This is a genomic window from Flavihumibacter sp. UBA7668 (genome assembly GCF_002483205.1).
Taxonomy (GTDB): Bacteria; Bacteroidota; Bacteroidia; order Chitinophagales; family Chitinophagaceae; genus Flavihumibacter.
Window position 1 is genome coordinate 282403 of the sequence record NZ_DLHM01000003.1, and the last position, 25550, is coordinate 307952.

Annotated in this window: 19 protein-coding genes; 11 read left to right on the top strand and 8 right to left on the bottom strand. The window is 42.6% G+C overall.

Annotated elements, in window-relative coordinates; translation table 11 throughout:
- Positions 1 to 44: 44 nt before the first annotated feature.
- Together B2746_RS07025 and B2746_RS07030 are read left to right on the top strand one after the other, a co-directional pair.
- The gene (locus B2746_RS07025; RefSeq protein WP_290792149.1) at positions 45 to 926 is read left to right on the top strand and encodes an ABC transporter ATP-binding protein; all 882 of its coding nucleotides are present in this window, start codon (positions 45 to 47) and stop codon (positions 924 to 926) included.
- Positions 919 to 4110: an ABC transporter permease/M1 family aminopeptidase gene (locus B2746_RS07030; RefSeq protein ID WP_290792150.1), complete on the top strand. Its 3192-nt coding sequence runs from the start codon at positions 919 to 921 to the stop codon at positions 4108 to 4110. Before B2746_RS07025 ends, B2746_RS07030 begins: the two co-directional genes overlap by 8 nt.
- Positions 4111 to 4115: 5 nt before the next feature.
- Here the strand turns inward: B2746_RS07030 and B2746_RS07035 are convergent, their stop codons facing one another.
- The gene (locus tag B2746_RS07035) at positions 4116 to 4529 is read right to left on the bottom strand and encodes a DUF3592 domain-containing protein (protein WP_290792151.1); all 414 of its coding nucleotides are present in this window, start codon (positions 4527 to 4529) and stop codon (positions 4116 to 4118) included.
- 67 nt (positions 4530 to 4596) lie between these two features.
- Between B2746_RS07035 and B2746_RS07040 the strand changes: the two genes are divergently transcribed.
- The 5 genes from B2746_RS07040 to B2746_RS07060 all read left to right on the top strand — a co-directional run bounded on the left by B2746_RS07040 (position 4597) and on the right by B2746_RS07060 (position 10786).
- A complete protein-coding gene (locus B2746_RS07040; RefSeq protein ID WP_290792152.1) occupies positions 4597 to 5511 on the top strand; it encodes a pirin family protein in 915 nt (304 codons plus the stop codon).
- 70 nt (positions 5512 to 5581) lie between these two features.
- Positions 5582 to 7060, top strand: coding sequence for an ankyrin repeat domain-containing protein (locus tag B2746_RS07045; protein ID WP_290792153.1), 1479 nt, complete (start codon positions 5582 to 5584; stop codon positions 7058 to 7060).
- 13 nt (positions 7061 to 7073) lie between these two features.
- Positions 7074 to 7553, top strand: a complete 480-nt coding sequence (locus B2746_RS07050; RefSeq protein WP_290792154.1) for a DUF2271 domain-containing protein — start codon at positions 7074 to 7076, stop codon at positions 7551 to 7553.
- Between the two features lie 17 nt (positions 7554 to 7570).
- Positions 7571 to 9766: a PepSY domain-containing protein gene (locus B2746_RS07055; protein ID WP_290792155.1), complete on the top strand. Its 2196-nt coding sequence runs from the start codon at positions 7571 to 7573 to the stop codon at positions 9764 to 9766.
- 9 nt (positions 9767 to 9775) lie between these two features.
- Positions 9776 to 10786, top strand: a complete 1011-nt coding sequence (locus B2746_RS07060; protein WP_290792156.1) for an FAD:protein FMN transferase — start codon at positions 9776 to 9778, stop codon at positions 10784 to 10786.
- Positions 10787 to 10815: 29 nt separating this feature from the next.
- On the opposite strand, the gene B2746_RS07065 is transcribed toward B2746_RS07060, so the two are convergent.
- The 3 genes from B2746_RS07065 to B2746_RS07075 are packed head-to-tail and all read right to left on the bottom strand — an operon-like array spanning position 10816 to position 12138.
- Positions 10816 to 11340 (bottom strand): TlpA family protein disulfide reductase, encoded by a 525-nt coding sequence (locus B2746_RS07065; RefSeq protein ID WP_290792157.1) that lies wholly within the window; start codon positions 11338 to 11340, stop codon positions 10816 to 10818.
- An 11-nt stretch (positions 11341 to 11351) separates the two neighbouring features.
- Positions 11352 to 11774, bottom strand: a complete 423-nt coding sequence (locus tag B2746_RS07070) for a hypothetical protein (protein ID WP_290792158.1) — start codon at positions 11772 to 11774, stop codon at positions 11352 to 11354.
- Positions 11761 to 12138, bottom strand: coding sequence for a DoxX family protein (locus B2746_RS07075; protein WP_290792159.1), 378 nt, complete (start codon positions 12136 to 12138; stop codon positions 11761 to 11763). Before B2746_RS07075 ends, B2746_RS07070 begins: the two co-directional genes overlap by 14 nt.
- Before the next feature lie 547 nt (positions 12139 to 12685).
- Here B2746_RS07075 and B2746_RS07080 point away from each other — a divergent pair.
- Positions 12686 to 15202, top strand: a complete 2517-nt coding sequence (locus tag B2746_RS07080; RefSeq protein WP_290792160.1) for a phosphocholine-specific phospholipase C — start codon at positions 12686 to 12688, stop codon at positions 15200 to 15202.
- Here B2746_RS07080 and B2746_RS07085 read toward each other — a convergent pair.
- Both B2746_RS07085 and B2746_RS07090 read right to left on the bottom strand, forming a co-directional pair.
- Entirely contained in the window at positions 15192 to 16028 is an 837-nt protein-coding gene (locus B2746_RS07085) for a helix-turn-helix domain-containing protein (protein ID WP_290792161.1), read from the bottom strand. The genes B2746_RS07080 and B2746_RS07085 overlap by 11 nt on opposite strands.
- Positions 15952 to 17310, bottom strand: a complete 1359-nt coding sequence (locus tag B2746_RS07090; protein WP_290792162.1) for a hypothetical protein — start codon at positions 17308 to 17310, stop codon at positions 15952 to 15954. Before B2746_RS07090 ends, B2746_RS07085 begins: the two co-directional genes overlap by 77 nt.
- A 165-nt stretch (positions 17311 to 17475) precedes the next feature.
- Here B2746_RS07090 and B2746_RS07095 point away from each other — a divergent pair, with 165 nt between their 5' ends.
- The 3 genes from B2746_RS07095 (at position 17476) to B2746_RS07105 (ending at position 21276) form a co-directional block, all read left to right on the top strand.
- A complete protein-coding gene (locus B2746_RS07095; protein ID WP_290792163.1) occupies positions 17476 to 18213 on the top strand; it encodes a sensor histidine kinase in 738 nt (245 codons plus the stop codon).
- Positions 18179 to 18892, top strand: coding sequence for a LytR/AlgR family response regulator transcription factor (locus tag B2746_RS07100; RefSeq protein WP_290792164.1), 714 nt, complete (start codon positions 18179 to 18181; stop codon positions 18890 to 18892). Before B2746_RS07095 ends, B2746_RS07100 begins: the two co-directional genes overlap by 35 nt.
- A gap of 104 nt (positions 18893 to 18996) precedes the next feature.
- Entirely contained in the window at positions 18997 to 21276 is a 2280-nt protein-coding gene (locus B2746_RS07105) for a cation:proton antiporter (RefSeq protein ID WP_290792165.1), read from the top strand.
- Positions 21277 to 21402: 126 nt separating this feature from the next.
- On the opposite strand, the gene B2746_RS07110 is transcribed toward B2746_RS07105, so the two are convergent.
- Both B2746_RS07110 and B2746_RS07115 read right to left on the bottom strand, forming a co-directional pair.
- The gene (locus B2746_RS07110) at positions 21403 to 23832 is read right to left on the bottom strand and encodes a hypothetical protein (protein ID WP_290792166.1); all 2430 of its coding nucleotides are present in this window, start codon (positions 23830 to 23832) and stop codon (positions 21403 to 21405) included.
- Between the two features lie 21 nt (positions 23833 to 23853).
- A complete protein-coding gene (locus tag B2746_RS07115; protein ID WP_290792167.1) occupies positions 23854 to 25533 on the bottom strand; it encodes a RagB/SusD family nutrient uptake outer membrane protein in 1680 nt (559 codons plus the stop codon).
- Positions 25534 to 25550 lie beyond the last annotated feature (17 nt).

Consider the following 25550-nt stretch of genomic DNA (forward strand, 5'->3'; position numbering starts at 1 on the left):
CTAACGGGGACAGACACCCTATTGCCCCAACTAAACACATTACCATGCCCACACTACAAATCAACCAATTGAACAAAACCTATTCCAATGGAATAGAAGCACTGCAAAATATCAACCTTAACATCGGTCCGGGTTTATTCGGACTACTCGGACCAAACGGCGCCGGCAAATCCAGCCTGATGAAAATAATAGCCGGATTGGAAACCGCCAGCTCCGGCACCATTCATTTTAATGAAACAGATATTCTAACCGATCCCCACTATATCAAACAACGACTCGGTTTCCTGCCACAGGATTTTGGTGTTTACCCCAATATATCCGCTCTGGAATTACTCGATTATCTGGCTGTATTAAAAGGCATTCCAAAAGCCGGCAGAAAAGAACAGGTACTGGCGCTCTTGCAGAAAGTCAATCTCTATGATAAAAGAAAACAGGACGTGTTTAGTTTTTCAGGAGGCATGCGCCAGCGTTTCGGCATTGCGCAGGCATTGTTGGGAAACCCTGAACTGATCCTGGTAGATGAACCCACCGCCGGATTGGATCCGGAAGAACGCAATCGCTTTAATAACCTGCTGAGTGAACTGGGAGAACAAATCATTGTAGTGCTATCTACTCATATTGTGGAGGATGTGAAAAGCCTTTGTACCAATATGGCCATTCTTATCCAGGGTGAGCTAGTTGCACAAGGATCACCAGAAGATTTTATTCAAACCATCAGCGGAAAAATCTGGAGAAAAACAATCGATAAAAAACAATTGAATGAATATAAGACAGCTTTCTCTGTCTTATATACTCAACTGAATGCGGGACAATTAACCATCCGGGTTCTTGCAGAACAGCAGCCGGCAGCGGGTTTTGAAGCTACTGAACCACTGTTGGAAGATATCTATTTTTCTAACCTGCGCAATTCCAACTCCCATGCTTAACACCTATCTCCCTTCAGAAGCCCGCTTTTATTATAGCCGAACCTGGTTCTTGCTATTGGCCCTATTGCCGCTACTAACCGGCATACTGGCAAGCTATATCATGCAGTTTAGTTTCGCCGGACTCTATACAAATTCTCCCTGGGTCATCACCTATCTGACAGGCATTGTTTCATTGGTAAATATTTTTATTGTTACGCTGTTGACAGTACAGGTATTTTTCAGAGAAAAAGAAAATGGATTTGAAACCGTACTCTATGCACATCCGCTAAACAAACCTGCCTTCTTACTCAGCCGTTGGTTATTGGTGGTGGGCATTACCTGCCTCAGTTATTTTTTATTCACATGTGGCTGGATGATCGGCCATTTACTGAGAAGCCATGACACCATAAGATTTGGTCCCTTTCAATTGCTGAATTATATCACTCCCTATTTAACATTGGTTGTTCCAACCATCGTTTTTTGTGCAGCCCTGGTGGGATCGGTAGCCCTGCTAACCAAAAAACCTCTCCTGGTGTATATGGCCGGATTGGGAACCTATATTCTTTACATGGTAGTGGGACTCTTAACCGATTCGCCTCTGTTTGCCAATGCATCTCCTGTTTCAGCCGAATCCATGTCGCTGGCTGCCTTACTCGACCCTTTTGGGATGGCCGGCTTTTTTGAACAGACCCAGGACTGGACCGTAGCAGAACGCAATACCAACCTGATACTACCCGAAGGAAATTTTCTTATCAACCGGATCCTGTATCTTATTTTTTCCTGCGGATTGGTATGGATTGGAATCAACCGTTTCAAATTCAGGCTGCCATCAGATACAAAAAAAAGGGTCGCAGCCGAAGAAGATAGCTCGATAGCAAAAGGAATACCGTATGTCCCAATAACAGAAAAAACCCAAGCCCTTCCTTATTGGTGGACGACCTTTTTAATACAATGGAAAATGGGCATGCGACTGGTTTTTAAAAGCAGGGCATTGCTTATTTTATTACTGCTCTTTGGCTTTTTTCTGGGCATTGAAATTTATAGTGAAATAGAAGCCGGCATCCGATTACCACAGCGATACGCCAGTACCACTCTCATGGTTAACCGAATCTCCCAAACACTACCAACCTTCACGTTAATTGCCCTCCTGTTTTACAGCCAACTATTGCTCTGGAAAAGCAGGGAACTGAAAATGGAAGCACTGGAACAATCCACGCCTCTTTCCTTCGGGAGCAGTCTATTTGCTGTATGGATGGTATTAAACAGTCTGGTGCTTTGTTTGGTTTTCTTCTCCTTACTGATAGGAATCAGTTTTCAGCTTGGCTTTCAATACAGCGAAATCAATTGGAAATTGTATTCAACCCTATTCGTATCCATCGCCTGGCCAGCTATTTTATGTGCGGCTATGGTTGTTGCGATTCAGTTAGCAACCAATAATAAATATCCGGGTATTTTGGCAGCGGCGTTTTTTTTATTGATAACACAAAGTAAGGTTGGCCGGCAAATCGGCCTGGAACATCCACTTACACAATTTGCAAAAGTTAATCTGCCACATTATTCCGATATGAACGGATACGGCGCTTACTGGCAGGTATTTTTAAACAGCATGCTCTTCTGGACCGGTGTAACAGTACTAATCAGTTGGTTAATTCTGCAATGGAAAAGCAAACAAAGAAAGATAAGCAGGTGGGGATTAATGACACCCATAGCTGCTATTCTGGTACTATCCATTACCGGCTGGCCCATTCTTCAGGAAACGAACCACTTAACCAAAAAAGACAGAATAAACTGGCAGGCGAACTATGAAAAAAAATACCGTAGCTACCAGGATCTCCCACAACCTGTTATTCGCAGTGTAACAACAGCAATAGATCTCTTCCCCAATGAAAACAGGTACAGTATTGAGGGCAGCTATCAATTGGTTAACCAGGCGCGGAAAACAATCGACAGTCTGCTGCTCTACCTTGATCCGATGATGCAGGCAGACACCCTGCAACTGGAGAACGCAACCCTGCTGGAAAAAGATAAAGAAAATGGCCATTGGCGATATCAGCTAAATCGTCCGCTGCAACCCGGCGACTCCCTTACCCTGCAGTTCCAATTACAGTATTCCTGGAAAGCTTATAACCAACATGTATCCTTCAACGCAATTACAGAAAACGGGAGCTTTATGCGAATCAGCCGATATTATCCACAGTTTGGTTATCAGGCAGGCAATGAGCTGGAGGCGGAAGCAGACCGAAAGGATGCCGGTTTGGGAGCAGCAACCGAACTAAAAAAACTGGAAGACAGCAGCGAGACCATTCAATTTCCAACAGGCATAGTATTGGATGCAGTGGTGAGTACCAATTCAGACCAACAGGTAGCAGGAACCGGGCAATTGATAAAAAGCTGGACCCACAACAAGCGATCTTATTTTCATTTCAATTCCCAGTACCGTATTCCCTTTCGATTTGGGTTTTCATCTGCCCGTTATGAAGTGCTGGAAGAAACCTATAAAGGAATTGAATTAATTGTATTCTATCACCCAACGCATCAGGAAAATGCTGCCAGTCTGATTGAAGAAAGCAAACGTACACTGGATTATTGCAATAAAAATTTCAGTCCCTATCCGTATCGCAGCATCACCTATGCTGAAATCTCCGGCTTCACCTCCGGATTTAATGCAACAGCTTATCCGGGTACCATCTTTATGACAGAAACGGGCAGTTACCATGCCGATCTGCGCAAAGACAAAACCAGGGATGTCATCAACGAGCTGGCCTCCCATGAACTGGCTCATGAATGGTGGGGTACTTTTCAATTGAATCCGGCTGATAAAGAAGGTGCACAGCTGCTGACGGAAACCCTGGCCATGTATACAGAAATCATGCTGATAAAACAGAAACAGGGAGAAGGCGTAATGAAAGAAGCCGTGCAAATGTTTCAGCTTTTTTATGACCGGGAAAGATGGACCATCGAAAACGAAGCACTCTATAAAGTGCAACCCGAAAATGCGGCATTGGCCTATTACAAGGGCGCGGTAGTTATGTATGAATTATACCAATTGATTGGAGAAGAAAAAATCAATACAGCACTACGAAAATTTCTGGAAACACACCGCTACCCGTATGCAGCGCCAACCAGCGAAGACCTGATTGCAGCTATTCTTGCAGAAGCTCCGGTGAAGCATGCAAAAAAAATCAACCAGTTATTTAGAGAATAATACCATTACATGTGCCCTGCTGCTACTTCCTGATTTATTTTATAAACAGCAAAAAGTATAAAAGCAGCAATCAGAATTCCAAACCAAAGAAAACCGGCCGATTTCCAGGCACCTTCCACGGTATTACGTTTGGGATTCTCCGGCAGATAATAAACATCCAGTAAATCGCCCTGTTTGTACCTCCCGATTTTTGTAGTGAGAGAACCGGTACAATATACACGCGCATTAGTTGGAACAAATCGATACCAAACTATATCAACGGAACTTTTGTGTGCCAGTCTGATTGAATACACTTCTGCTTTTGCAAGCGCGCCGGTTGTGAGAATTCGTTTAACCAGCCGGCGCTTATAAATAATAATAAGCAGTGGAAGAAAACCGATGATTGCCAGACCAATTAATATAAGTTGAATAGTAGTCATCGAATTTTCTACTAATTTACATTGCTTAATTTCAAGAAAATCCTGGGCAGTGCAAAAAAATTAAACCATGCTCGATATAGTTATAGATGCCAGACAGGCAGCCATCAGTGAATTTATCCGCGTTAAACGGATTCTTCCATTTCGGCAAAGAAGAATGGTGGGCCCTTTTATATTCATGGATCATGCAGGTCCGGTTACCACTGCGCCTAATCCGGTATCCAATATGGATGTATTGCCCCATCCGCATATTGGCTTATCAACCGTCAGTTATTTGCTGGGAGGAAAAGTTACGCACCGGGATAGTTTGGGCGTTGAACAGGTAATTGTGCCGGGTGAAGTAAACTGGATGACAGCTGGAAGTGGTATTGCACATTCCGAACGATTTGAGGACCCAAATGTGTTGCAAAACGGCGGACTGGAAATGATTCAGACCTGGGTGGCATTACCGGAAAAAGACGAGGAATCCGATCCCAGTTTTGAGAATTTCAAACCGGAACAATTACCCGTGTTTACAGATAAGGGCATCTGGATGCGTTTGATTGCCGGGAATGCTTATGGATTAAACAATACCGTCAAAACATTATCACCCCTATTTTATTTGCATGTGGTACTGGATGCCGGCACCCGCTTTGCTTTACCAAAAGAACATTCCGAAAGAGGGATTTATATCGTTAAAGGAAGCCTGGAATGCAATGGACAGGTGTACAGGGAGGCGCAATTGCTGGTATTCACGAAAGGAACAGATCCCCTGATTATAGCCAAAGAGTCCTGCACACTGATGTTATTGGGAGGCGAGCCATTGGGCGACCGGTATATCTGGTGGAATTTTGTTTCCTCAAGAAAAGAGCGGATTGAACAGGCTAAAGAAGACTGGGAACAGGGGCGGATTATACTGCCTCCAAATGATAACCATGAATTTATTCCCTTGCCCGATGACAAATCCAAGCCTGCAGGCGGACCGAGACCCGAACCTTTATCCTAAATCGGCTGGAATTCGTTAAAAGTTTCCGATTTCGTAAGCTGACTAGCCCGGCTGGCAATACCTTTGCGCCATGAAAAGGATCCTGGTTTTACTAATTGCGCTGGCACCTGCTTTCCTGCAGGCTCAAAATAATACACTATTAGGTGCTGAATTCTGGAAAACACAGCCTGATCTGGCTGCAGTAAAAGCGGAGATCGCCAAAGGCAATAATCCGGCTGAAGCTAACCGGGGTAATTTTGATGTGGTTACCATGGCCATAAACAACAATGCCAAAACGGATGTAATCAAATACCTGATTGAGCAGGAAGGCAATAGTGTGAAAAAGATAACACACGATGGCCGGATTTATCTGCATTGGGCAGCCAGCCGGGGAAATGTTGAACTGGTAAACTATCTGTTGCAAAAGGGATCAGATATAAATTTTGGTGATGATCGTGGTACCATCCCAATGGCGTTTGCGCTCGGAAATGGTCAAACAAACAAGGAGGTGTATGAAGCCTTTTTCAAAGCCGGCAATAATCCGAAACAGAAGTTTCAGAACGGAGCAAGCCTGCTTTTACTGGCAATCGCGAATGATAAAGAGTTGGTACTGGCAGATTATCTCGTAACAAAAGGCCTCTCCTATTCCGATACAGATGAACTGGGCAGAACAGCCTTTGATTATGCAGCACGTTCCGGAAATCTCGACCTGTTAAAAAAGCTTAAAGCAAAAGGAGTAAAAAACACCCAACATGCATTATTACTGGCTGCACAAGGCGGACGTTCCACTGCTGCCAATCCTGATGTATATAAATACCTGGTGGAAGAGTTGAAAATTCCCGCTACTGCTACCGGTGAAAACGGTGAAACAGTACTGCATCATTTGGTAAGAAAACCAAAACAGGAAGAGCAGATCAATTATTTTCTGGCCAAAGGAGTTGATATAAACAAAGCAGACAAATCAGGCAATACCGCCTTTATGGTGGCTGCGAATACCCGTAACCTTGAATTGGCACAATCGCTTTTGCCAAAGGTGAAAAATATCAATACTGTCAATAATAAAGGAGAAACAGCATTGATGCTGGCAGTTCAGAACAGTTCTCCGGAAATGGTAAACCTCCTGTTGGAGAAAGGTGCTTCCACCAAAGTGGATAGTAAAGAAGGAAATCTGGGCTTCTATCTGGTGCAATCCTATCGTGCTCCACGTGCGGGTGAAGCGGCAGATGAATTCACTAAGAAGTTGGCACTGTTGCAGGCGAAGGGGGCTGAACTTTCAAAAGCACAGGCTGATGGAAATACGCTTTATCACCTCGCGGTTAGTAAAAACGACCTCACCCTCTTTAAAGCATTGGCCCCACTGAACATTGATGTAAATGCAAAAAACAAAGAAAGCATGACGGCTTTGCATCGCGCAGCCATGATGGCCAAAGATGATTCCATTTTGAAATACCTGCTTTCTTTGGGTGCCAAAAAAGAGTTGTTGACCGAGCTGGATGAATCTGCCTTCGACCTCGCAAAAGAAAATGAATACCTCGCAGAACAAAAAATTGCGATTGATTTCTTAAAATAATTTAAAGCTACCCATGAGATCATTAGTACTGACCCTTTTTTCCTTTCTGTTGTTAAGTCTGGCTACCACGCAGGCACAGGATGCCAAATACAAATGTTTATTACAAACAACCAACTATAAGGGCCTGGAAGCCTATATCGTGGTTTCGTTGATCAATCCAGCCGGACAATATGAAAAAACATTGTATGTGATGGGTTCTGATAAACAATGGTATAATGGCTTTAAAGAATGGCATAAACAGCAATCCAAAAAGAAAGAAAACCTGAGTGCGATAACAGGAGCCTCTGTAGCTGCCGGAGATCGGAGCAGTACAACATTTGTGCTGGATGAATCCAAACTCAATAAGGGATACAAGCTTCGGTTTGAAAGTTCAGTAGAAGATCAGAATTACCATGTAACGGATGTTGAAATTCCCCTGACAACTGAAGCGCTTACCTTGAAAACTGACGGCAAGGGATATATTCGTTTTGTCAAATTAAGTAAGGTTCAATAAGATTTGGAGAAAACTGAATGACAATATCCATCTGGCGCTATGTACACCTGGTTTTAGCCATTGTTTCATCTCTGTTTCTGCTGGCAGCAGCAGGAACAGGTGTTGTATTAGCTTGGGATATTGTACAGGAGAAAACGCAGCCATTCAAAGCAGCGGAATTTGAACAAATTAAGCTCTCCGAATCGCTTCCTGCATTGCGCAGGAAATACCCTGAGTTATTGCAGTTGACGATTGATCACAACCAGTTTGTAACAGCAGAGGGCTTTGATGCAGATGGCAATGATTTCAAATCAATCATTCATCCGGTAAGTGGCGAAGTTCTTGGACAACCGGCTCCAAAATCCGATTTTATACAATGGAATCTGGCCCTTCACCGGTCACTTTTCATACATGAAACCGGCCGATTCATTGTTGGTGTGGTTTCCTTTTTATTGATGCTGATTGTTGTCTCAGGAACAGTTCTTATCATTCAGCGGCAGCAGGGCATCCGTCATTTTTTTGATAAAATGACCCGTGATTTTTTTGCTCAGTATTATCATGTAGTAGCCGGACGCTTATTACTTATTCCGATATTTATTCTGGCAGCAACCGGCACCTATCTGTTTCTGGTACGATTTGAAATTATTCAACCTGTTGTAAAAAAAGAATCAGCTCCGCGCCTTCATTTGGAAGCAGCAAAAATTGAGCTGGAGAAATTCCCCATTTTTCAGCAAACGCTGCTATCTGAAGTAGTTAAAATTGAATTTCCACTGGATGATGATCCGTCTGAATATTTTAAACTTCAACTAAAAGACCGGGAAATCAGTGTGCAGCAACATACCGGCGAACTAGTGGAAGAATACAGGTATCCGCTGGCACAAACCCTGGATCAATGGAGTCTTGATTTACATACGGGAAGAACCAGTGCTGTATGGGCGATTGTTTTGGGAATTGCATCACTTAACATACTCTTCTTTATTTATTCCGGATTCCTGATCAGCTACAGAAGACTCGGTGTTAAAACCCGTAATAAGTTTAAAGCGGAGGAGGCAGAATTCATCCTGTTGACCGGGTCTGAAAATGGAAGCACCCTGCGATTTGCCCAACAGATTCATCAGCAATTGCTGGCGAATGGAATTAAATCCTATCAAACAGAACTTAACCGCTATCAGCTATTTCCAAAAGCAAAACAACTGGTGGTATTCAGTTCCACTTTTGGTTTGGGAGATGCACCAACCAATGCCAGGCTGTTTGAAAAGAAACTGGCCGCCATCCCGCAGCAACAACCCATTCAATATTCGGTAGTGGGATTCGGTTCACATACCTACAAAGAGTTTTGCGGTTATGCGGTAAAATTAGATGAACAACTGTCGCAGCAGGTATGGGCAAAAAGAGCAGTAGCGCTGCATACGGTAAATGATAAGTCCACGGAAGATTTTGTGCACTGGGTAAAAAACTGGAGCCAGTTGAATCAATTGGCGCTTGTAACGAGTCCGGCTATGTATGGAGGAAAACCACCCGGACTAAAAACACTTCGGGTGAAAGAAAAAACGGAGGTTTCTGAAACGGATCGAAATTTTCTGGTTCAACTGGAAGCGGGTTCCCGAATTGCTTTTCGGTCTGGGGATTTACTGGCCATTTACCCGGCGGGTGACGAACGGGAGCGACTCTATTCCATTGCAAAAATTGGAAAGAGAATGCAATTGGTGGTAAAACTGCATGAGCAGGGGTTGGGTTCTCAATACCTTTATAACTTGAAGACTGGGGATAACATTTCGGCCCGCATTATTCAGAATCCCTCCTTTCATTTCCCGGGAAAAGCACCCAAAATAGCGATGATTGCCAATGGTACCGGCATCGCGCCATTTTTAGGAATGATGGAAGAGAATAAAGAAAAACGGGAGCTTCATTTATACGCAGGGTTCCGTTATCAAAATAACAATGCAAAATCCTACGAGGATTTTGCAGCGCTTCAGCAGGCTAAGGGAAGGTTACAGGCAGCTCAGTTTGCATTTTCGAGAGCGGCTGTATCGTCCTATGTAATGGACTTAATCCAAAAAGATGCTGCTTTTTTTGCAGAGCTGTTTAATTCAAAAGGGGTGGTGTTAATCTGTGGATCTCTTGCCATGCAGCAGGATGTGGAAGCGGTATTGGATCAGATTTGCAGGGAATATTGCAGCCATCCCCTCTCCTGGTATAAAACCAATGGGCAACTGCTCACTGATTGCTATTAATTTTATGGGATGAGAAAAGCAATGACTTTGCTGGTAGTGGTATTGTTGCTGTGTGCATCTGGAGAACTCCTCCAGGCGCAGGTCCTACGCAAGCGCTTTACTGATTTAATGGGCAGTCGCTTTGATATAACGATAGTAGCTGGTGATAGTCTGCAGGCAGAAAAATACATTGATCAGGTGATTGCGGAAATCACGCGAATTGAACACCTGATATCCGATTGGATTCCGGAATCTCAGGTATCCGAAATCAATCGCCAGGCGGGTATTTGTCCGGTTAAAGTAGACCGGGAATTATTGGAGCTCATTCAGCGGGCAATTCAATTCTCGAAAATGACAGACGGGGCATTTGATATCAGTTTTGCTGCGATGGACAGGATCTGGAAATTTGATGGCAGCATGGACAAGTTGCCGGATTCATCCACTATTAAAAAGGCTATTGAAAATGTAGGTTACCAATATATTCAATTAAACCAGGATTCTTCCACTGTTTTTTTAACCAGACCAGGAATGAAAATTGGCTTTGGTGCAACGGGCAAAGGTTATGCAGCTGATAAAGGAAGAGCCTTGATGAAATCACTGCAGGTGCAGGCAGGAATTGTAAATGCATCGGGCGATATGGCTACCTGGGGATCTCAGCCGGATGGTACTGCCTGGCGGATTGGGGTTACAGATCCCTTTCATCCATCAAAACCGGCCGCTGTTTTATCCATGCGAAACGGTGCAGTAACCACCTCCGGCGATTATGAAAAATATGTGGAGATAGATGGCAAACGTTATTCGCATATCATCAATCCGAAAACAGGTATGCCCTCCTATGGATTAACCAGTGTAACAGTAATTGGTCCGGATGCCGAAATCTGTAATGCATTCAGCACAGCTATTATGGTATTGGGAAAGGAAAATGGAATGGAAATGCTAAAATCCCATCCAACCTATGCCTGCTATATCATTAGGTCCAATGGGCGAAAAAATACATCCCGCAATTTCAGGAAAGTGGTGAAAGAATTGAAAAAAAAGTAGCTATTCGAATTGAATAGCTACACATAATTTTAATTTGACAAAAGTTTCAGAAACTCTTTTGAATCATAGTTGGCACCTCCGGAAATATGTTTAACAAGTTCTCCTTTTTCATTAAAAATAAAGGTAGCCGGAATCCCTTCCACATTAAAAAGGGAAGGCAGGGCTGCACCCGGATAATAAACCGGAAATGTAAATCCGGTTTTATTTATAAATTGCAATGAGGTGGTAAAATCATTATCCAATGCCAGTAATACGAATTGCACATTCTGACTCGCAGTTTTTTCATATAATTTTTGGATAGAAGGCATTTCAGCTCTGCAAGGCGGGCACCAGCTGGCCCACAAATTCACGAAAACTTTTTTGCCTTTAAACGATTCGAGGGAAACCTGTTTACCATTAACATCCAGTAAAATAAAATTCGGAAGAGCTGATGTTGAACCTCCTGTAATTTTCGAATACTCTTCCTCCTTATCACTGGATATAACTCCTGATGAACAGCCGGCAACAGCAACTAAAAGCACTGCAATAATTAATGGTATTTTTATTTTAAACATCTTTATTTTTTTTAAAGTTGAACAGATAAATATCCGGCCTTTTGCAATTCAAGCAGTTTAATCAGACCGTTTTCAGTATATAACACAGAGGCAGGCAACGATTCTTTTGGAATGTTGAATTTTTCCAGTGAAAGGCCACAGGCATATACATCCGTTTCAAGTTGACCGGCCTGCTCCAGTCTTTTGCTAATTTTAAGATCCTGTCCATTCAACTCCCTAACCAGTTCACCACAAAGGATAATAACCGTATGAGATGCATGAATGGTTGAAGTATTCGATTTTTTAAATGACTCAATTGTTTTAATAACCTGAAAAAAATGTTCTTTTTGCTTTACAAGAAATACCAATTGATCTCCCTGTTGTTTTACCTGAGAAAAAACAGTTCCTGTAAGGAAGAGAAAAAAGGCAATTAGGGTCGTTTTATGTAGTTTCATCTTTTTTTGAATTGATTAATAAAATCAGGCTGCCGGCAATAGCCACATTTTTAAAAAAAGGGCCGAGGTCTTGCAAATTCTCCAATTGAACAGACAGGGTGATGGAAATCAGGACCAGCAACAAAGTCAGTGCAGCCCATTTCACCTGTCGATTTAAAATCAACAATATGGCTGCTGCAAGCATTACAACTCCGGATATTAAGAGTACTATTTCAAAAAGTCCGTGATACGGCAGCCATTTATAAAGAGTGGATTTTGAAAGCCGGATCAACATCTTATCCGGACTTAAAACATGGCCCAAACCTGCATAAACGAATATCAGGCTGGTTAATATCCTGAATAAGGAAAAATATTTTCCAGACATACAATTTATTTAGTTAATTAATAAGAGGATAATTAACTATAGTCCGGGGGATCGAAAATAGAATTGGAAAAATCCCTGCAGGTAAAATAATTATTTAAGGGGTTAGGATATTCAGTAGAATACTGCTTAACAATATCGGTATAAGCTTTAGGCTGATCTGGAACCGCCATTACAAAACTACAGGTTGAACTAACAATCTCCTGGTGCTCCTGGATTATTGATTTTTGGTTCGGACAATGGCGAACAGGTTCAAGCAGTAAACAAGTACCAATTACAATAAAAATCAAAGCGAGCGCGTGACGAATCAACATTTCGCTAAAGTACAGCCTCCTCATTAGGCGAATGTGATAGTAGTCACACTAAATATCTCTTCACAACTGTTTAACAATGGTTAAACCGGTATATTTCATTAAAGATTGGTATTATCAATGTATGACCAAATCAAAAACGAATTATTAGGCTTCCGTTAATTTAGTATTACTAAACTTTTATTTAGTATTTATTACTAGATTTAGGATGCATTTTCCCACTTTATGATAATTTAGATATGGATAACAGACGTGAATTCCTGCGTAAAGCAGCCCTTTTGACCGGAACAGCCGGTATTGCCAACAGCCTGCCGGCTTCGATTCAAAAAGCATTTGCCATAAATCCGGCTGCCGGCAGCACCTATCTGGATGCCGAACACGTAGTATTCCTGATGCAGGAAAATCGCTCCTTTGACCATTGTTATGGTGCTTTGCAGGGCGTGCGGGGATTCAATGATCCAAGGGCCATATCGCTCCCGAACAAAAACAAGGTATGGGCGCAGTCAGATGCCAAAGGAAACACCTATGCGCCTTTTCGTCACGACCTTAAAGACAGTAAAATAACCTGGCTGGGTTCTCTTCCGCATGGCTGGAATGATATGACTGCAGCTCGTAATGAAGGCCATTACGACAATTGGCTGGAAGCCAAAAAACCAGGCAGAAAAGAATGCGAAGGAATGCCGCTGACCATGGGATATTTTGATCGTAGGGATATTCCTTTTTATTATGCATTGGCAGATGCTTTCACTGTTTGTGATCAGCATTTCTGTTCATCGCTAACCGGCACAACGCCCAACCGACTTCATTTCTGGACCGGCACCATTCGCGAAAAACACGATGAAAACGTGGTGGCCAATGTGTACAATTCCGATGTGGATTATGGAAAAGAAGCTTCCTGGAAAACTTTTCCGGAGTACCTGGAAGACAACCAGGTTTCCTGGAAAATTTATCAGAATGAAGTGAGTATGGAATCCGGATTTGAAGGCGAAGAAGACGACTGGCTGGGCAATTTTACAGACAATCCAATAGAATGGTTTAAGCAGTATAAAATCCGGTATGCTTACGGGCATCGGCAGTTTCTGCCAAAAGCAGTGCAGATCCTGCCGGGGAAAATTAAAGCGCTGCAGGATAAAATCGCTGCATTGCCGGCGGGTGACCCTGCCCTTCCCCGGTTGAAACGGCAACTGGAAGGATTGGAAAAAGGATATGCCTATGCGCAGCAGGCTGTTAAAGAATATACGCAGGAAAATTTTGATCGGCTTAGTCAGCGTGAAAAAAACCTGCACGAAAAAGCCTTCAGCGATAACCGTAATGACCCGGATTATCGGAGTCTGGAAACTATTACCTATGAGGATGGCGGCAACACCCGAACTATGAAACTTCCCAAAGGAGATGTATTACATCAGTTTAGGCAGGATGTAAAAAATGGCCAATTGCCAACCGTTTCATGGGTAGTTGCTCCTTCCAATTTCTCTGACCATCCCGGATCTCCCTGGTATGGTGCCTGGTACCTGAGTGAAGTGATGGATATTCTGACACAGAATCCGGAAGTATGGAAAAAAACCATCTTCATTTTGAACTATGATGAGAATGATGGCTATTTTGATCATGTACCGCCCTTTGTTCCGCCGAATCCGTATAAGCCCAATTCCGGCAAGGTTTCTGCCGGCATTGATTGCAAGGAAGAATACGTAAGCAAAACGCAGGACTGGATGAAAAATGACCCTTCGAAAGCCAACCACCTGGAAGGGCCGATTGGCCTCGGTTACAGGGTGCCCCTGGTTATAGCATCACCCTGGACGCGCGGAGGCTGGGTGAATTCAGAAGTCTGCGACCTTACTTCACCCATTCAGTTTTTGGAACATTTTTTATCACATAAAACAGGAAAGAAAATTTATTCCGAGGAGGTAACTGCCTTTCGCCGGACAATCTGCGGTAATTTGACGTCTGTTTTCAGACCTTATAATGGAGAAAAACTGGAAGCCCCTCAACCGGTAGATCGAATACCATTTTTGGAGAGCATCCACAAAGCGCAGTTTAAAGAAATGCCAACAGGATTTAAGAAACTGGGGGCGGCTGAGCTGGCGGAATTGAATAAGGATCCGATGAAATCTCCACTGGTACCGAATCAGGAGAAAGGTACACGTCCGGCCACTGCGATTCCTTATCAGCTCTATGTTAATGGTAAAGTATCAAAGGATCGTTTTGAATTGGAATTTCAGAATCGCAAGGATCAGTTTGGTGATAAAACAACCGGTGCCGGTTTTATTGTTTATCATCCATTAACAGGGGAAGCTCCGAGGAATTATGTTGTAAGTGCAGGCGATAAACTTACAGATGAATGGCCATTGGCATCATCAGGATCCTATCATCTATGCGTACATGGAGCCAATGGATTTTTCCGGGAATTTAAAGGCACAGGATCAGATCCGGCCATAGAAGCGTTATTGGCATATGAAGAAAGTAAGGGTAGTAAAAAGTTGAGTGGCAATGTGGTGCTCATGCTTCGCAATGGTTCTGCCAAATCTCAGGTAATTGAAATCAGTGACCCATCTTATAAGGGGGCAACCATAACAAAAACCCTGGCAGCAGGCAAATCGCTGAGTGTACCGGTTGATTTGAGTAAAAATCATAACTGGTATGATCTGATTGTACGGATCAAAGGGAATGCTTCATTTGAACAACGATTTGCGGGACATGTGGAAAACGGGCAACCAAGTATAACAGACCCGTTGATGGGTGGTGTTATCGCTTAAATTTTTCAGGCGTATCTCCTGTATACTGTTTAAAATCTTTAATAAAATGAGCCTGATCGAAAAAATTATGCTCATAACAGATTTCCGTGAGTGATTTCGAATTACCTAAACTATCCAGGACGGCATTAAATCGAATTATTGAGGCAAACTTTTTTGGTGTTGTTCCAACCAATTTCCGGAATCGCTTTTCGAAAGGGCTTTGACTGATGAACAGCCGTTCATTCAATTCTTTGATACGAATAGCACCTTTCTGTTGATAGATTAAACGGACGGCTTCCACTATAAGTTTATCTGTCTGGATATTTTTGAGATGCCTTAATAAAAACTGTTCCACCAGTTTGATTCGTTGTTTATCCGTTGTGGCTTCTGCCAGTTTTTCTTCTACTTCCGACACAGCTGATTTATCAAAAATAGTTTCGAGTGAAACACTTAAATTAAAGAGTTCGTTGGCAGGTACGGTTGAAAATTGAGCAAAGCCGATTTCGGTGAAATAGACCAGAATGGTTCCGATACCGGCCGTATTTTTGAAGGTTTTGACAGTATCGGCAAGGCCGGTAATGCCGGCAGCGGAAAGATTGGTTGCAATTTTGTTTTGGATGGTTTTAAGCCTGCCTTTATACTGAAATCCGATTACGAGTCCGGCTACCGGAAATATTTTATACTCAGATTCCAATTCATTCTCCGACACTACAAAGTAGTGGATAAAAGGCCGCAGCCGCTCCGTTGGAAAATGTTTTTCAAATTTCATATTAATCACCTCCGCAACCACCACAGCCACCGCAGGAACTGCCACAACTACTTCCGCAGGAACTGCCGCAACCTGCACCGTCCGATGAGTTTTTATTGGTATACTCAACGATTGGGATAAAGCTTGAAACAAGAACAGACGGACCTATTATAAAATAAGCCCAATCACTTTCTTTGCTTAGATTTCTTGAAGGTAAAATTTCTTCCACATACAGGATTGGAATTATATGGAAACTGGCTTGATTGGTTAGCCGGTTTAAAAATAAAGCCCCAACTGCAATCACAAGAAAGGTTGCAAGAATAATTAAAAACACAGGTCTTCCGGCTTCCAATCCGGTTAATACCCTGGTTAGGCCAACTAATATCAATATTAGTATAAGAGCCAGATTGATGGAAAACAGACTCCCAAACTTCTTGGATTTTATAAGGTATTTCCTGAATGCATCCATAGTTCCGGAAATATGAGAAAACAGGGGTTTATTAAGTAATTGCTGCAACAGACTGGGATAATAGACCCTGCCTAAATTACTCAATAGGGAGGTTATTTGCAATTGATGACTATTCTCGGTTTTATTTAAATCGGCAAGTTCAATCGTATAATCGGAATTGATCTTGATAATTTCCTTTTTAACCAATTCATTCATATATCCATTAATTACATCTTTCAGGTTTTGGGTTCTTAAATACAATACTTCATTCGGACTCAAATCAAACAAAAAAGAATTTTTATCAGCCAGCTCAATAATTTGTCTGAGTTTTTTTCGATTATAAAAATCGAGGAGAAAAAAGCAAACAATGCATGTTAATCCAAAACCCAATAAAAAGTAAGGGTTTTGAATGGAAGCATAAACTGGTTGAAGTAAATAAAAGAATGGAATGGCTAATAATACGAGTAGTCCAATTCCCATTAATATCACCGATCGGATCTTGAATTTGGCTTTAGGCAAACGGAGGCTGTCAAACATTTCGGAACAATTCCAGATATCAGGTGGCTGTGTTCCAAAATTGGCAGTATATAAGCGTGCTGTTCTTTCCTTCGCTTGTTTAAATCGTTCCCGCTCTTCTCTATTGTGCGTGGATGGCAGGTGTTGTACCTGCTTACCAATCAGTTCAGCAAATTCCTGGTAAGACTTTGAAAATATCAGGTGTTGGTGCCAAACCACATCAATAATTTCAGAAGGAGAAACCATCCCCTCTGCAATTGCCGCCAGATACATGAATTTCTTGTATTCCAGGATAGCTTTTTCAGCAAATGCCTGAGTCCATTTATTCTCCATTTTCAAACGGGTGCTAAACCCATATTCACTGGGCGGAAAATCAAAATCGAAAGCGAGTATTTTATTCCAGAGGATTTCGTTCATAGATACTATTAGTTACCTAATCTAGACAATTATTTATCTTTTTAAGGATTCTTTACGGTCTTTTATGGTTGAAATGTCCGATGAACATCTATATAAGTCAATGAATGAATATAATGGAAATGAAAAAGTACATTTAGGTTAAAAAACGAAAGTAAAAATACCCATATGGAATGGCTGATCGTAATTTGTTGTTTACTTTTTCTTACTGCAGCATTTTTTGCATTTCAATATGTTGCTGAAATGAAGAAAAATCAGGAATTTTCAGAACGTCTGACGAATTTAACCCGGGAAGTTAAAACTGCGGAACTGGAACGGATCAGCTTTAAGTTAAACCCTCACTTATTTAGGAACACATTGAATTCTATTCAGTCGCATGCCTATCAAACCTACCATGCATTGGATAAACTGTCAGAGGTGTTGGATTACATTTTATATGAAAGTGATAAAACAAGAATATCAATAAAAGAAGAAATTGATTTCATTTTAAACTTCGTAGAAATCAATCGGTTAAAAGTGAGTCCGTTGTTTGATATCCGCATTAAAAATTCCATTTCGCCAAATAATGAATATTATTCCCAACAGCTTCTAACTCCTCTTATTACCGTTAACCTGGTAGAGAATGCATTTAAACATGCGGATTTGCAAAGTCCCGACGCATTTATCTCCATTCATTTTGAAATTAAAAACGATCAGTTTTGTCTCACCATTTCAAATAAAATCAGTGATGGACAAGCGGTAACCAAACAAAAGGGGGGATTTGGCAAAAACAGCCTGGAAACCCGATTGCAGGCATTACATGCCGGAAATTTCACCCTCAAACAATTTGTAGAAAATCAGGTTTATATTGCACAATTGAAAATCAACCTTCTTGACAATACCATTGAAATGCCTTCTGCTGGATGACGAACTACCCGGACTTGCCTACTTACGCATGTTATGTGAACAAATGCAAGGAGTGGAAGTTGTACGGGTTTTTAATGATCCCTTGCGGTTGCTTGAAGAAATCAACCAGTTAACATTCGACTGCTGTATACTGGACATTGAAATGCCTCAGATGAATGGATTACAACTGGCTCAGCTCCTGGAAGGAAAAGAAATCATATTCACTACTGCATACAGGGAATATGCACCAGAAGCGTTTGACCTGAATGCGGTAGACTATGTTCAAAAACCCATCCAGCGAGATCGTCTTGAAAAAGCATTGCAACGTGCGCGTGAACGGATTAATAGAAAAATGGAAAAAGAGTTTATAGTATTTAATACTGACCAGGGCAAAGCGAATATCAGCCCAAATGAAATTGTTTGTATCACGGCTGGTGAAATTGATCGCCGGGATAAGCAATTATTCCTGAATAACAGCGAAACAATCGTTCTTAAAAATATTAGTTTTCAGGAACTCTTAAAAAAATTACCTGCAAATCAGTTCTGCAGAATTAGCAAAAGCGCCATAATTGCCATTCAACGTGTTCGGATTTTTACACAGGAGTTGGTGGAACTTAGCCATGAAGATCCGGCAAAAAGAATCCGATTAAGTATTGGAGATCCTTTCAGAATGGATTTTTTCCGACTTATGAATCGTTGATTCAGTCCAAAATTTACCCCTTTCAGTACAAATTCCCGTTCCTTTACATACAGCACATACTACTGAACTAGCTCGTTTTTTACATTTGCTGCAAAGTGAATCGAATGGCAAAGAACTGGAAGAACCTGCTTTTTTATGTACTGACAATTGGAGGATTCTGCGGCCTGATGTATTATGTAATTACGATTGGTCTGGATCTTCAGATTAATAAAGGGATTGCATTTAACCAGTCAGCCAGGCTCTCCTTGTGGGATCAGATCAAAGAGACCTATAGCCATAATTTTACACATCCGTTGGCAATTCTGCTGTTACAGATCATTACTATTATCCTGACTGCTCGTTTTTTCGGCTATCTCTTTAAATTAATCGGTCAACCAACCGTAATCGGGGAAATTGTTGCCGGCATTTTTCTGGGACCCTCTTTTATTGGAATGTATTTCCCGGAATTTTCAGCTTTTTTGTTTCCGGCTCAATCATTGGGAAACCTGCAGTTCCTGAGTCAGATCGGTCTGATTTTATTCATGTTCATAATTGGAATGGAACTGGACTTAACAATGCTGAAAAACAAGGCGCATGAGGCTGTTGTGGTTAGTCATGCAAGTATTGTTTTCCCCTTTGCACTGGGTGTTACTTCGGCTTATTTTTTATACGATGAGTTTGCTCCAGCTGGAATTAATTTTGCCTCCTTTGCTTTATTCATAGGCATATCACTAAGTATCACAGCTTTTCCGGTATTAGCAAGAATTGTACAGGAAAGAAATCTAACCAAAACAAAAATTGGCACCCTGGTCATCACCTGTGCTGCGGCCGATGACATAACAGCATGGTGCCTGCTGGCGGCTGTTATCGCTATTGTAAAAGCAGGTTCCTTTACCAGTTCCCTGGCCACCATTGCCATGGCTGTTGCCTATGTTTTCCTAATGCTTAAGCTAATTCAACCCTTTCTTCAGCGAATGGGTGAAATTTATTCAAGCCGGGAAAGCCTCAGCAAACCGGTTGTAGCTGTGTTTTTTATCACCCTTTTATTTTCAGCCTATGCTACTGAAGTAATTGGAATTCACGCACTCTTTGGAGCATTTATGGCAGGCGTGATTATGCCCCCCAACATGCATTTCCGAAGTATTTTTATTGAAAAAGTAGAAGATGTTGCCTTGGTTCTTCTCTTACCCTTATTTTTTGTTTTTACCGGATTACGCACGCAAATTGGTTTATTAAATGAACCCTATTTATGGAAGATTTGTGCCGTAATAATCCTTATTGCAATAACTGGTAAATTTTTCGGCAGCGCCATGGCTGCAAAATTTGTTGGTCAGAACTGGCGTAACAGTCTGATGATTGGAGCTTTAATGAATACAAGGGGGCTGGTAGAATTGGTGGTATTAAATATCGGATTTGACCTTGGTGTTCTTTCGCCTCAGATATTTACCATGCTTGTATTAATGGCATTGGTAACAACGGTTATGACCGGACCTGCGCTGGATCTTATAAATAAATTTCTGCCTGATAAAAAAATCAGGCCACTACTTCCGGAGAGTATTGAAGCGGGCAAATACAGAATTCTTGTTTCTTTCGGCACACCTGAAAAAGGAAGATCCTTGTTGAAGCTTGCGAACAGTCTTGTCAAAAAAGCGACAGTAAGTGCAGAGGTTGTAGCCATGCATCTTTCGCAGAGTAACGAATTAAATCAATTCAATCGACAGGAATATGAAGCAGAAAACTTCATCCCTATTCAAACAGAGGCAGAAAAAATGAATCTGCCGGTCATCAGCATGTTCAAAGCCACAACAGATATTGATCGGGAGATCAGTGAAACAGCCAATGCAGGTAATTTTGATTTATTACTGATTGGCATGGGAAGGTCTGTATTTGAAGGAACCTTACTTGGAAAAGTACTGGGTTTCACCACCAAAATTATTAATCCGGAGCGATTGTATGATACGATAATCGGGAAGGAGAAATTATTTGATACAGCAGCGAATGATCAACGGACATTTCAAATAGTAAAATCGGTCAAAGTTCCAGTAGGTATTTTAATTGAAAAAGACCTGGATACCATGGAGCATATTTATATCCCCATATTTACTGTAAGTGATGCTTTTCTTATACTCTATGCGCAAAAACTAATTCATCACAACCAGGCAACGGTTACCATTCTGGATGTTGCGGGTGTTATAAAAAGACATCCTGAGATCAAGGAAAATATTCGCATGATTGAACAGATCGCCCCGCGCCATATTTCATTAATTACAGACAATAAAATTGAAAAGGACTTATTGGAAAAGCAGGATCTGTTGCTCATAAGTATTGAAAGCTGGAAAAAAGCAGTTGAAACACACAGCATCTGGTTATCCTACACCCCTTCGGTTTTAATATTAAAACAGTAGGGTAGATTAGACGTCAGACAGGTGTTAGAACGCTGTTAGAGAGACGTCAGACAGGTGTTAGGATGTTGTTCTAACATGTATCTGACACTTCTCTAACAGCGTTCTAACACCTGTCTGACACCTAAGCTAAAAATACGATAACCAGGCAGTTGCAACACAATCTTTATTCGTTTTGAAGCGGATCCAGTTGGCCTGGTAGGATTCCGGGAAGTCCAGCTCCACGGTTTTGCCTGCAGGAACCTTCACCTGCTGGTAGGTTTGCCAATTGCCCTGATCCACATCCACCTCAATTGTTATCACCACCGCCTTATCGGCTGTGAGACGAAGTTTCTTTTTATCGTATCCCCTCATCAGGTAGGGGATGGAATATTCCTGTGCCTTAACAGCAGCATTTTTCCAGGCACCACCCTCTCCTCTTGGTTTGCCCAGTTTCCACAAATCATCAATGGCACCAAACCATAAACCGGAACCGCTCTCCTTACCAGGAAAAAAATGTCCGTCTGAACCCGACTTTGCATCAACACCACTGATCACCAGCAATCCCCGCCAGGTACAAAAATCCATAATCGCTTTTTCATGCGTGGAAACCGGACGAATGGCCGCATAACCAGACTCCCGCCCCACCTCATAGAAAGTACCATGCGCATTCAACATAAATCGCTCCGATTCCAGTTCTCTTTTCCCCCGCGGCCAGCCCCCGGGAAAAGCCTGCTCATAGCGCGCATGCGTCTTCGGTAATCGCCAGGTACCGGTTTTATCCGTAACCAAAACAGATGCTTCATCCGTTTGAAAATCCTGACTGGTTTTCCCAATGGCCAAAACCCTCGACACACTATCATAACCCGGTTTCGAAAATTGCAGTTCTTCATTCACTTCTTCATACCGGTATTGATTAACCCCTGAAGGAAAAAGTACCTGCAGATTTTTATTATGTCCAGCCGGACGAATAATCGCTGCCTGGTATTGCCCCCCATCCACTTCATCAATGCCTGTCAAACTCGTAAACATCCGATCCGGTTGAACAGGTTGCAGCGCCCCTCTTAAATGAAACACCGCCGATGCCTTTGTATTTTTATTCGCCTTAACCCGAACCCACTGTGCATTCCAGTCAATTGGTAGCTGAACCCATTCATATGCGCCAGCTTTAACAATAAGCTTCTTCCAAACCTTCCATTGATTAGTACCATCTACATCGCCCTCAATACTAAACTCAACCGCGCCTGCACCTTCATTGGTAATATGTAAAGTCCGATGCTGAAATCCATTTACTAAAAAGGGATCTGATGGCTTCCCTGCCTCCACCAAATCCTTCATCCATACTGCTCCCCAGCCCGATGCAGGCCCCCATTTACTCAGATCCTCCCAAGTACCAAACCATAAATTGGATTGCGCTCTTCCCGCGAGGGGATTCTCCAGAATGGTTGTTTCATCCGTTGCCAATACCAGGTCCCCATTCCATTCACAGAAATCAGGAATATACCGCAAATGGCTACCCAACGGACTTATCCCTCCGGCTGTTGCCTTCGCAAAGGTTTTTGGAAATGAATAAAACATACCGTGCATATCCATCAGCATTTTTCCTCCACCTACTTCACGAATACGCGGCCACTCTGTATACCATCCGCCAATATGGTCATAGGTATGCGTCGCCTTTGGTAAACGATAGGTAACCCATTCGCCCTGATCCAATAATTTCAATAATACGGATCGCTTATCCCATCCGATACTCCAGGCTGGATCAGTATCCGAGCTATTACCATAAATGCCACCCGGACCGGTAATATCCGTAAACTGCTTCCGCTCCACAATGGACCAATCCTTTCCATCCCAACTCGCCAATACACCCATATCTTCAGCAGAGCGCGGAGCACCTCCTGCCTTCAAATCGGAAGACTTGATATCAAATACGGCATGCTCCCCATTATTCGCCACCAGCAATTGTTTCTGAGCAACATAGGCACCCTTTCCATGCCATCCCGGAACCGGTTTATGAAACAACTTCCGAACTTCCAGCGTATGCACATTGGTTTCATACAACATGCCTTCCATATCATAAAAATAGACCCAATTGGCAGGATCCGTCAAATGACGGGTTGTTGCAGTCATGCGGCCTGGCATCACCGAAGGTGCAATGGTTCGCACCCGGCCTTTTTCATTTATAAAATGATGACCGGTTATCAATTGACCCGACTCTTTATGAATCATCCGGTTGGCGGGCGTGCCCCCCACACTCTCGGGATGAATCATCAGGTTCAAATTCGGATCAATGCTGTATAATTTATCTGAACTTCCATAAGGACAATGCGGACTATAGGTAACCATCCACAGTTTGCCCGCCCAGGGTGTGATGGCACCAATCCCTCCTTCATTTCCATTACCACCACAGGGCAATCCATACCCTTCATTAAAAACTGCCAGATGGGGATATACACCCGAAATTTTCAATCGTTCATCAGTTGGGCGGGATGGCGAATTTGATACCGCTTGCGCATTGGCAAAAAATCCACCCATCAGTAAGGCACCTGACCATACTGCACACTTAACTATCTTTAACATCGTATACGTTTAGCTATTGATTTAATAATTGGGATTTTGTTCCAGATTAGGATTCACCCGAATCTCCAATGCAGGAATTGGCCAGAGGTATTGCCGGGATGCATCAAAATTCCGTTGCGCCACCACTTTCACCTGATTGCCAAAAGAAGAATAATCCGCTATCCCATCCTCATCCAATGGAGTTACACCGGGAAAAGGCCATCTTGCACGATCCTGTACCGCCGGATCAGGCAACCCGATGACTGGTTTAGTTAACGCTTTTTCTGCCAGTCTCCAGCGAATCAGATCCATATAACGAATGCCTTCTTTCGCCAGTTCTATTCGTCTTTCCCGGCGAATAATTTTCCTCAATTCCACCGCATCGGTGGTTGATACAGCGGGATACAATCCGGTTTCTGCAAACGCTACGCCATAGGCTCTGGCACGTACTTTATTCAGCGCTTCAAACAGGCTTGCATCGATTTCTCCCAATTCCAGTTTTGCTTCGGCATAGGTTAAATACATCTCCGCCAGGCGAATTATAATGGCATCACTATCTTCCGATTTTTTATCAGCCCAGGACTGATCAATTCCTTTCTTCCACAAGAAACCGGTATAACTCGCAAAAGTGGCGACCGTTCTGCAATCGCGGTTACTCACGCGCGCATTCTGTGCGGTACTTAAAACGGTTAAGGTATCGGGATGTGGCTGGTAATAATGTCCCAACCATAAACTATTAAAAGGAACGATGGTAGCCCTCAGCCGGGGATCCCGATTTGCAAAGGGATCCAGCGGATTATAAAGCGATGACTCATCAATCGGCAATCCATCAATACATTCATAGGCATCCATCATTTCGCGGGTTGGAATTTGTGCACCAAAACCTCCTGTATTCCTGGGTAACTGATCCTGAACCGGCGTACCTGTTGTAAATACTTTCTGTGCTTCATCCCGCGGAATACTGATGATGAGTTCCTTACTCGTTTCTCCCGCTTTTAAAAACAACTGCTCATAAGTTGGGTGCAGATTATAGACTCCGGCTGCTGCCAGATCAAGCACTGCTTTGGAGGCATCCCTTGCAACCAACCACTCTCCCATTTGAAGCGCCGTTCTTGCTTTTATAGAAAGTGCCGCTCCTTTGGTAAGTCGTTTCACTGCAGAAGCAGGATAGGTTTCAGGAAGAATATTCGCGGCAAAATCCAGTTCATCAAAAATGAAATTCAGAATTTCTTCTTTACTGGTGCGGGTAATAGCCGGCGCTTCTTCCAATGATACCTGCGTGGTTAAAAAAGGAACATCACCAAAATGTGTAATCAGCCGGCTGTACTGATAGGCTCTGATAAGACGCATTTCAGCTTCCAGCCGCGTCATCACCTCTGCCGGTGTATTATTGGCAGCTTTGTCCTTGTTTTCAAGAAAAGTATTCACCCGCGCAATGGCCTTATACGCCAGACTCCAATACGCCTGCACCATACCATCATCGGAATTCATGGTACCAAATGTGACCGCATTGCCCAGTTGGCCCCGGTGCCAGTAGTTGTCTGTGTATTGTTCATTATCGTTGCCCCAGAAATCAATTTTATATAAATCATTTACTGCCAGTTCCAGTTGTGTCTGGTTGGTATAAAAGGAACCGGTGGATGGCTCTGCCGGTGGCGTGAGTTCCAACTTCACACAGGCCTGAAGCAAAAACAACAACAGTATATAGGGATAATATTTCATTGTGTTCAATTTTTAAT

Coding starts and splice junctions, on each gene's coding strand:
- B2746_RS07070 (WP_290792158.1), bottom strand. CDS start 11,774: ATGAAACTACATAAAACGACCCTAATTGCCTTTTTTCTCTTCCTTACA.
- B2746_RS07095 (WP_290792163.1), top strand. CDS start 17,476: ATGGAATGGCTGATCGTAATTTGTTGTTTACTTTTTCTTACTGCAGCA.
- B2746_RS07050 (WP_290792154.1), top strand. CDS start 7,074: ATGAGATCATTAGTACTGACCCTTTTTTCCTTTCTGTTGTTAAGTCTG.
- B2746_RS07080 (WP_290792160.1), top strand. CDS start 12,686: ATGGATAACAGACGTGAATTCCTGCGTAAAGCAGCCCTTTTGACCGGA.
- B2746_RS07110 (WP_290792166.1), bottom strand. CDS start 23,832: ATGTTAAAGATAGTTAAGTGTGCAGTATGGTCAGGTGCCTTACTGATG.
- B2746_RS07090 (WP_290792162.1), bottom strand. CDS start 17,310: ATGAACGAAATCCTCTGGAATAAAATACTCGCTTTCGATTTTGATTTT.
- B2746_RS07035 (WP_290792151.1), bottom strand. CDS start 4,529: ATGACTACTATTCAACTTATATTAATTGGTCTGGCAATCATCGGTTTT.
- B2746_RS07105 (WP_290792165.1), top strand. CDS start 18,997: ATGGCAAAGAACTGGAAGAACCTGCTTTTTTATGTACTGACAATTGGA.
- B2746_RS07065 (WP_290792157.1), bottom strand. CDS start 11,340: ATGTTTAAAATAAAAATACCATTAATTATTGCAGTGCTTTTAGTTGCT.
- B2746_RS07040 (WP_290792152.1), top strand. CDS start 4,597: ATGCTCGATATAGTTATAGATGCCAGACAGGCAGCCATCAGTGAATTT.
- B2746_RS07060 (WP_290792156.1), top strand. CDS start 9,776: ATGAGAAAAGCAATGACTTTGCTGGTAGTGGTATTGTTGCTGTGTGCA.
- B2746_RS07045 (WP_290792153.1), top strand. CDS start 5,582: ATGAAAAGGATCCTGGTTTTACTAATTGCGCTGGCACCTGCTTTCCTG.
- B2746_RS07115 (WP_290792167.1), bottom strand. CDS start 25,533: ATGAAATATTATCCCTATATACTGTTGTTGTTTTTGCTTCAGGCCTGT.
- B2746_RS07030 (WP_290792150.1), top strand. CDS start 919: ATGCTTAACACCTATCTCCCTTCAGAAGCCCGCTTTTATTATAGCCGA.
- B2746_RS07055 (WP_290792155.1), top strand. CDS start 7,571: ATGACAATATCCATCTGGCGCTATGTACACCTGGTTTTAGCCATTGTT.
- B2746_RS07075 (WP_290792159.1), bottom strand. CDS start 12,138: ATGTCTGGAAAATATTTTTCCTTATTCAGGATATTAACCAGCCTGATA.
- B2746_RS07025 (WP_290792149.1), top strand. CDS start 45: ATGCCCACACTACAAATCAACCAATTGAACAAAACCTATTCCAATGGA.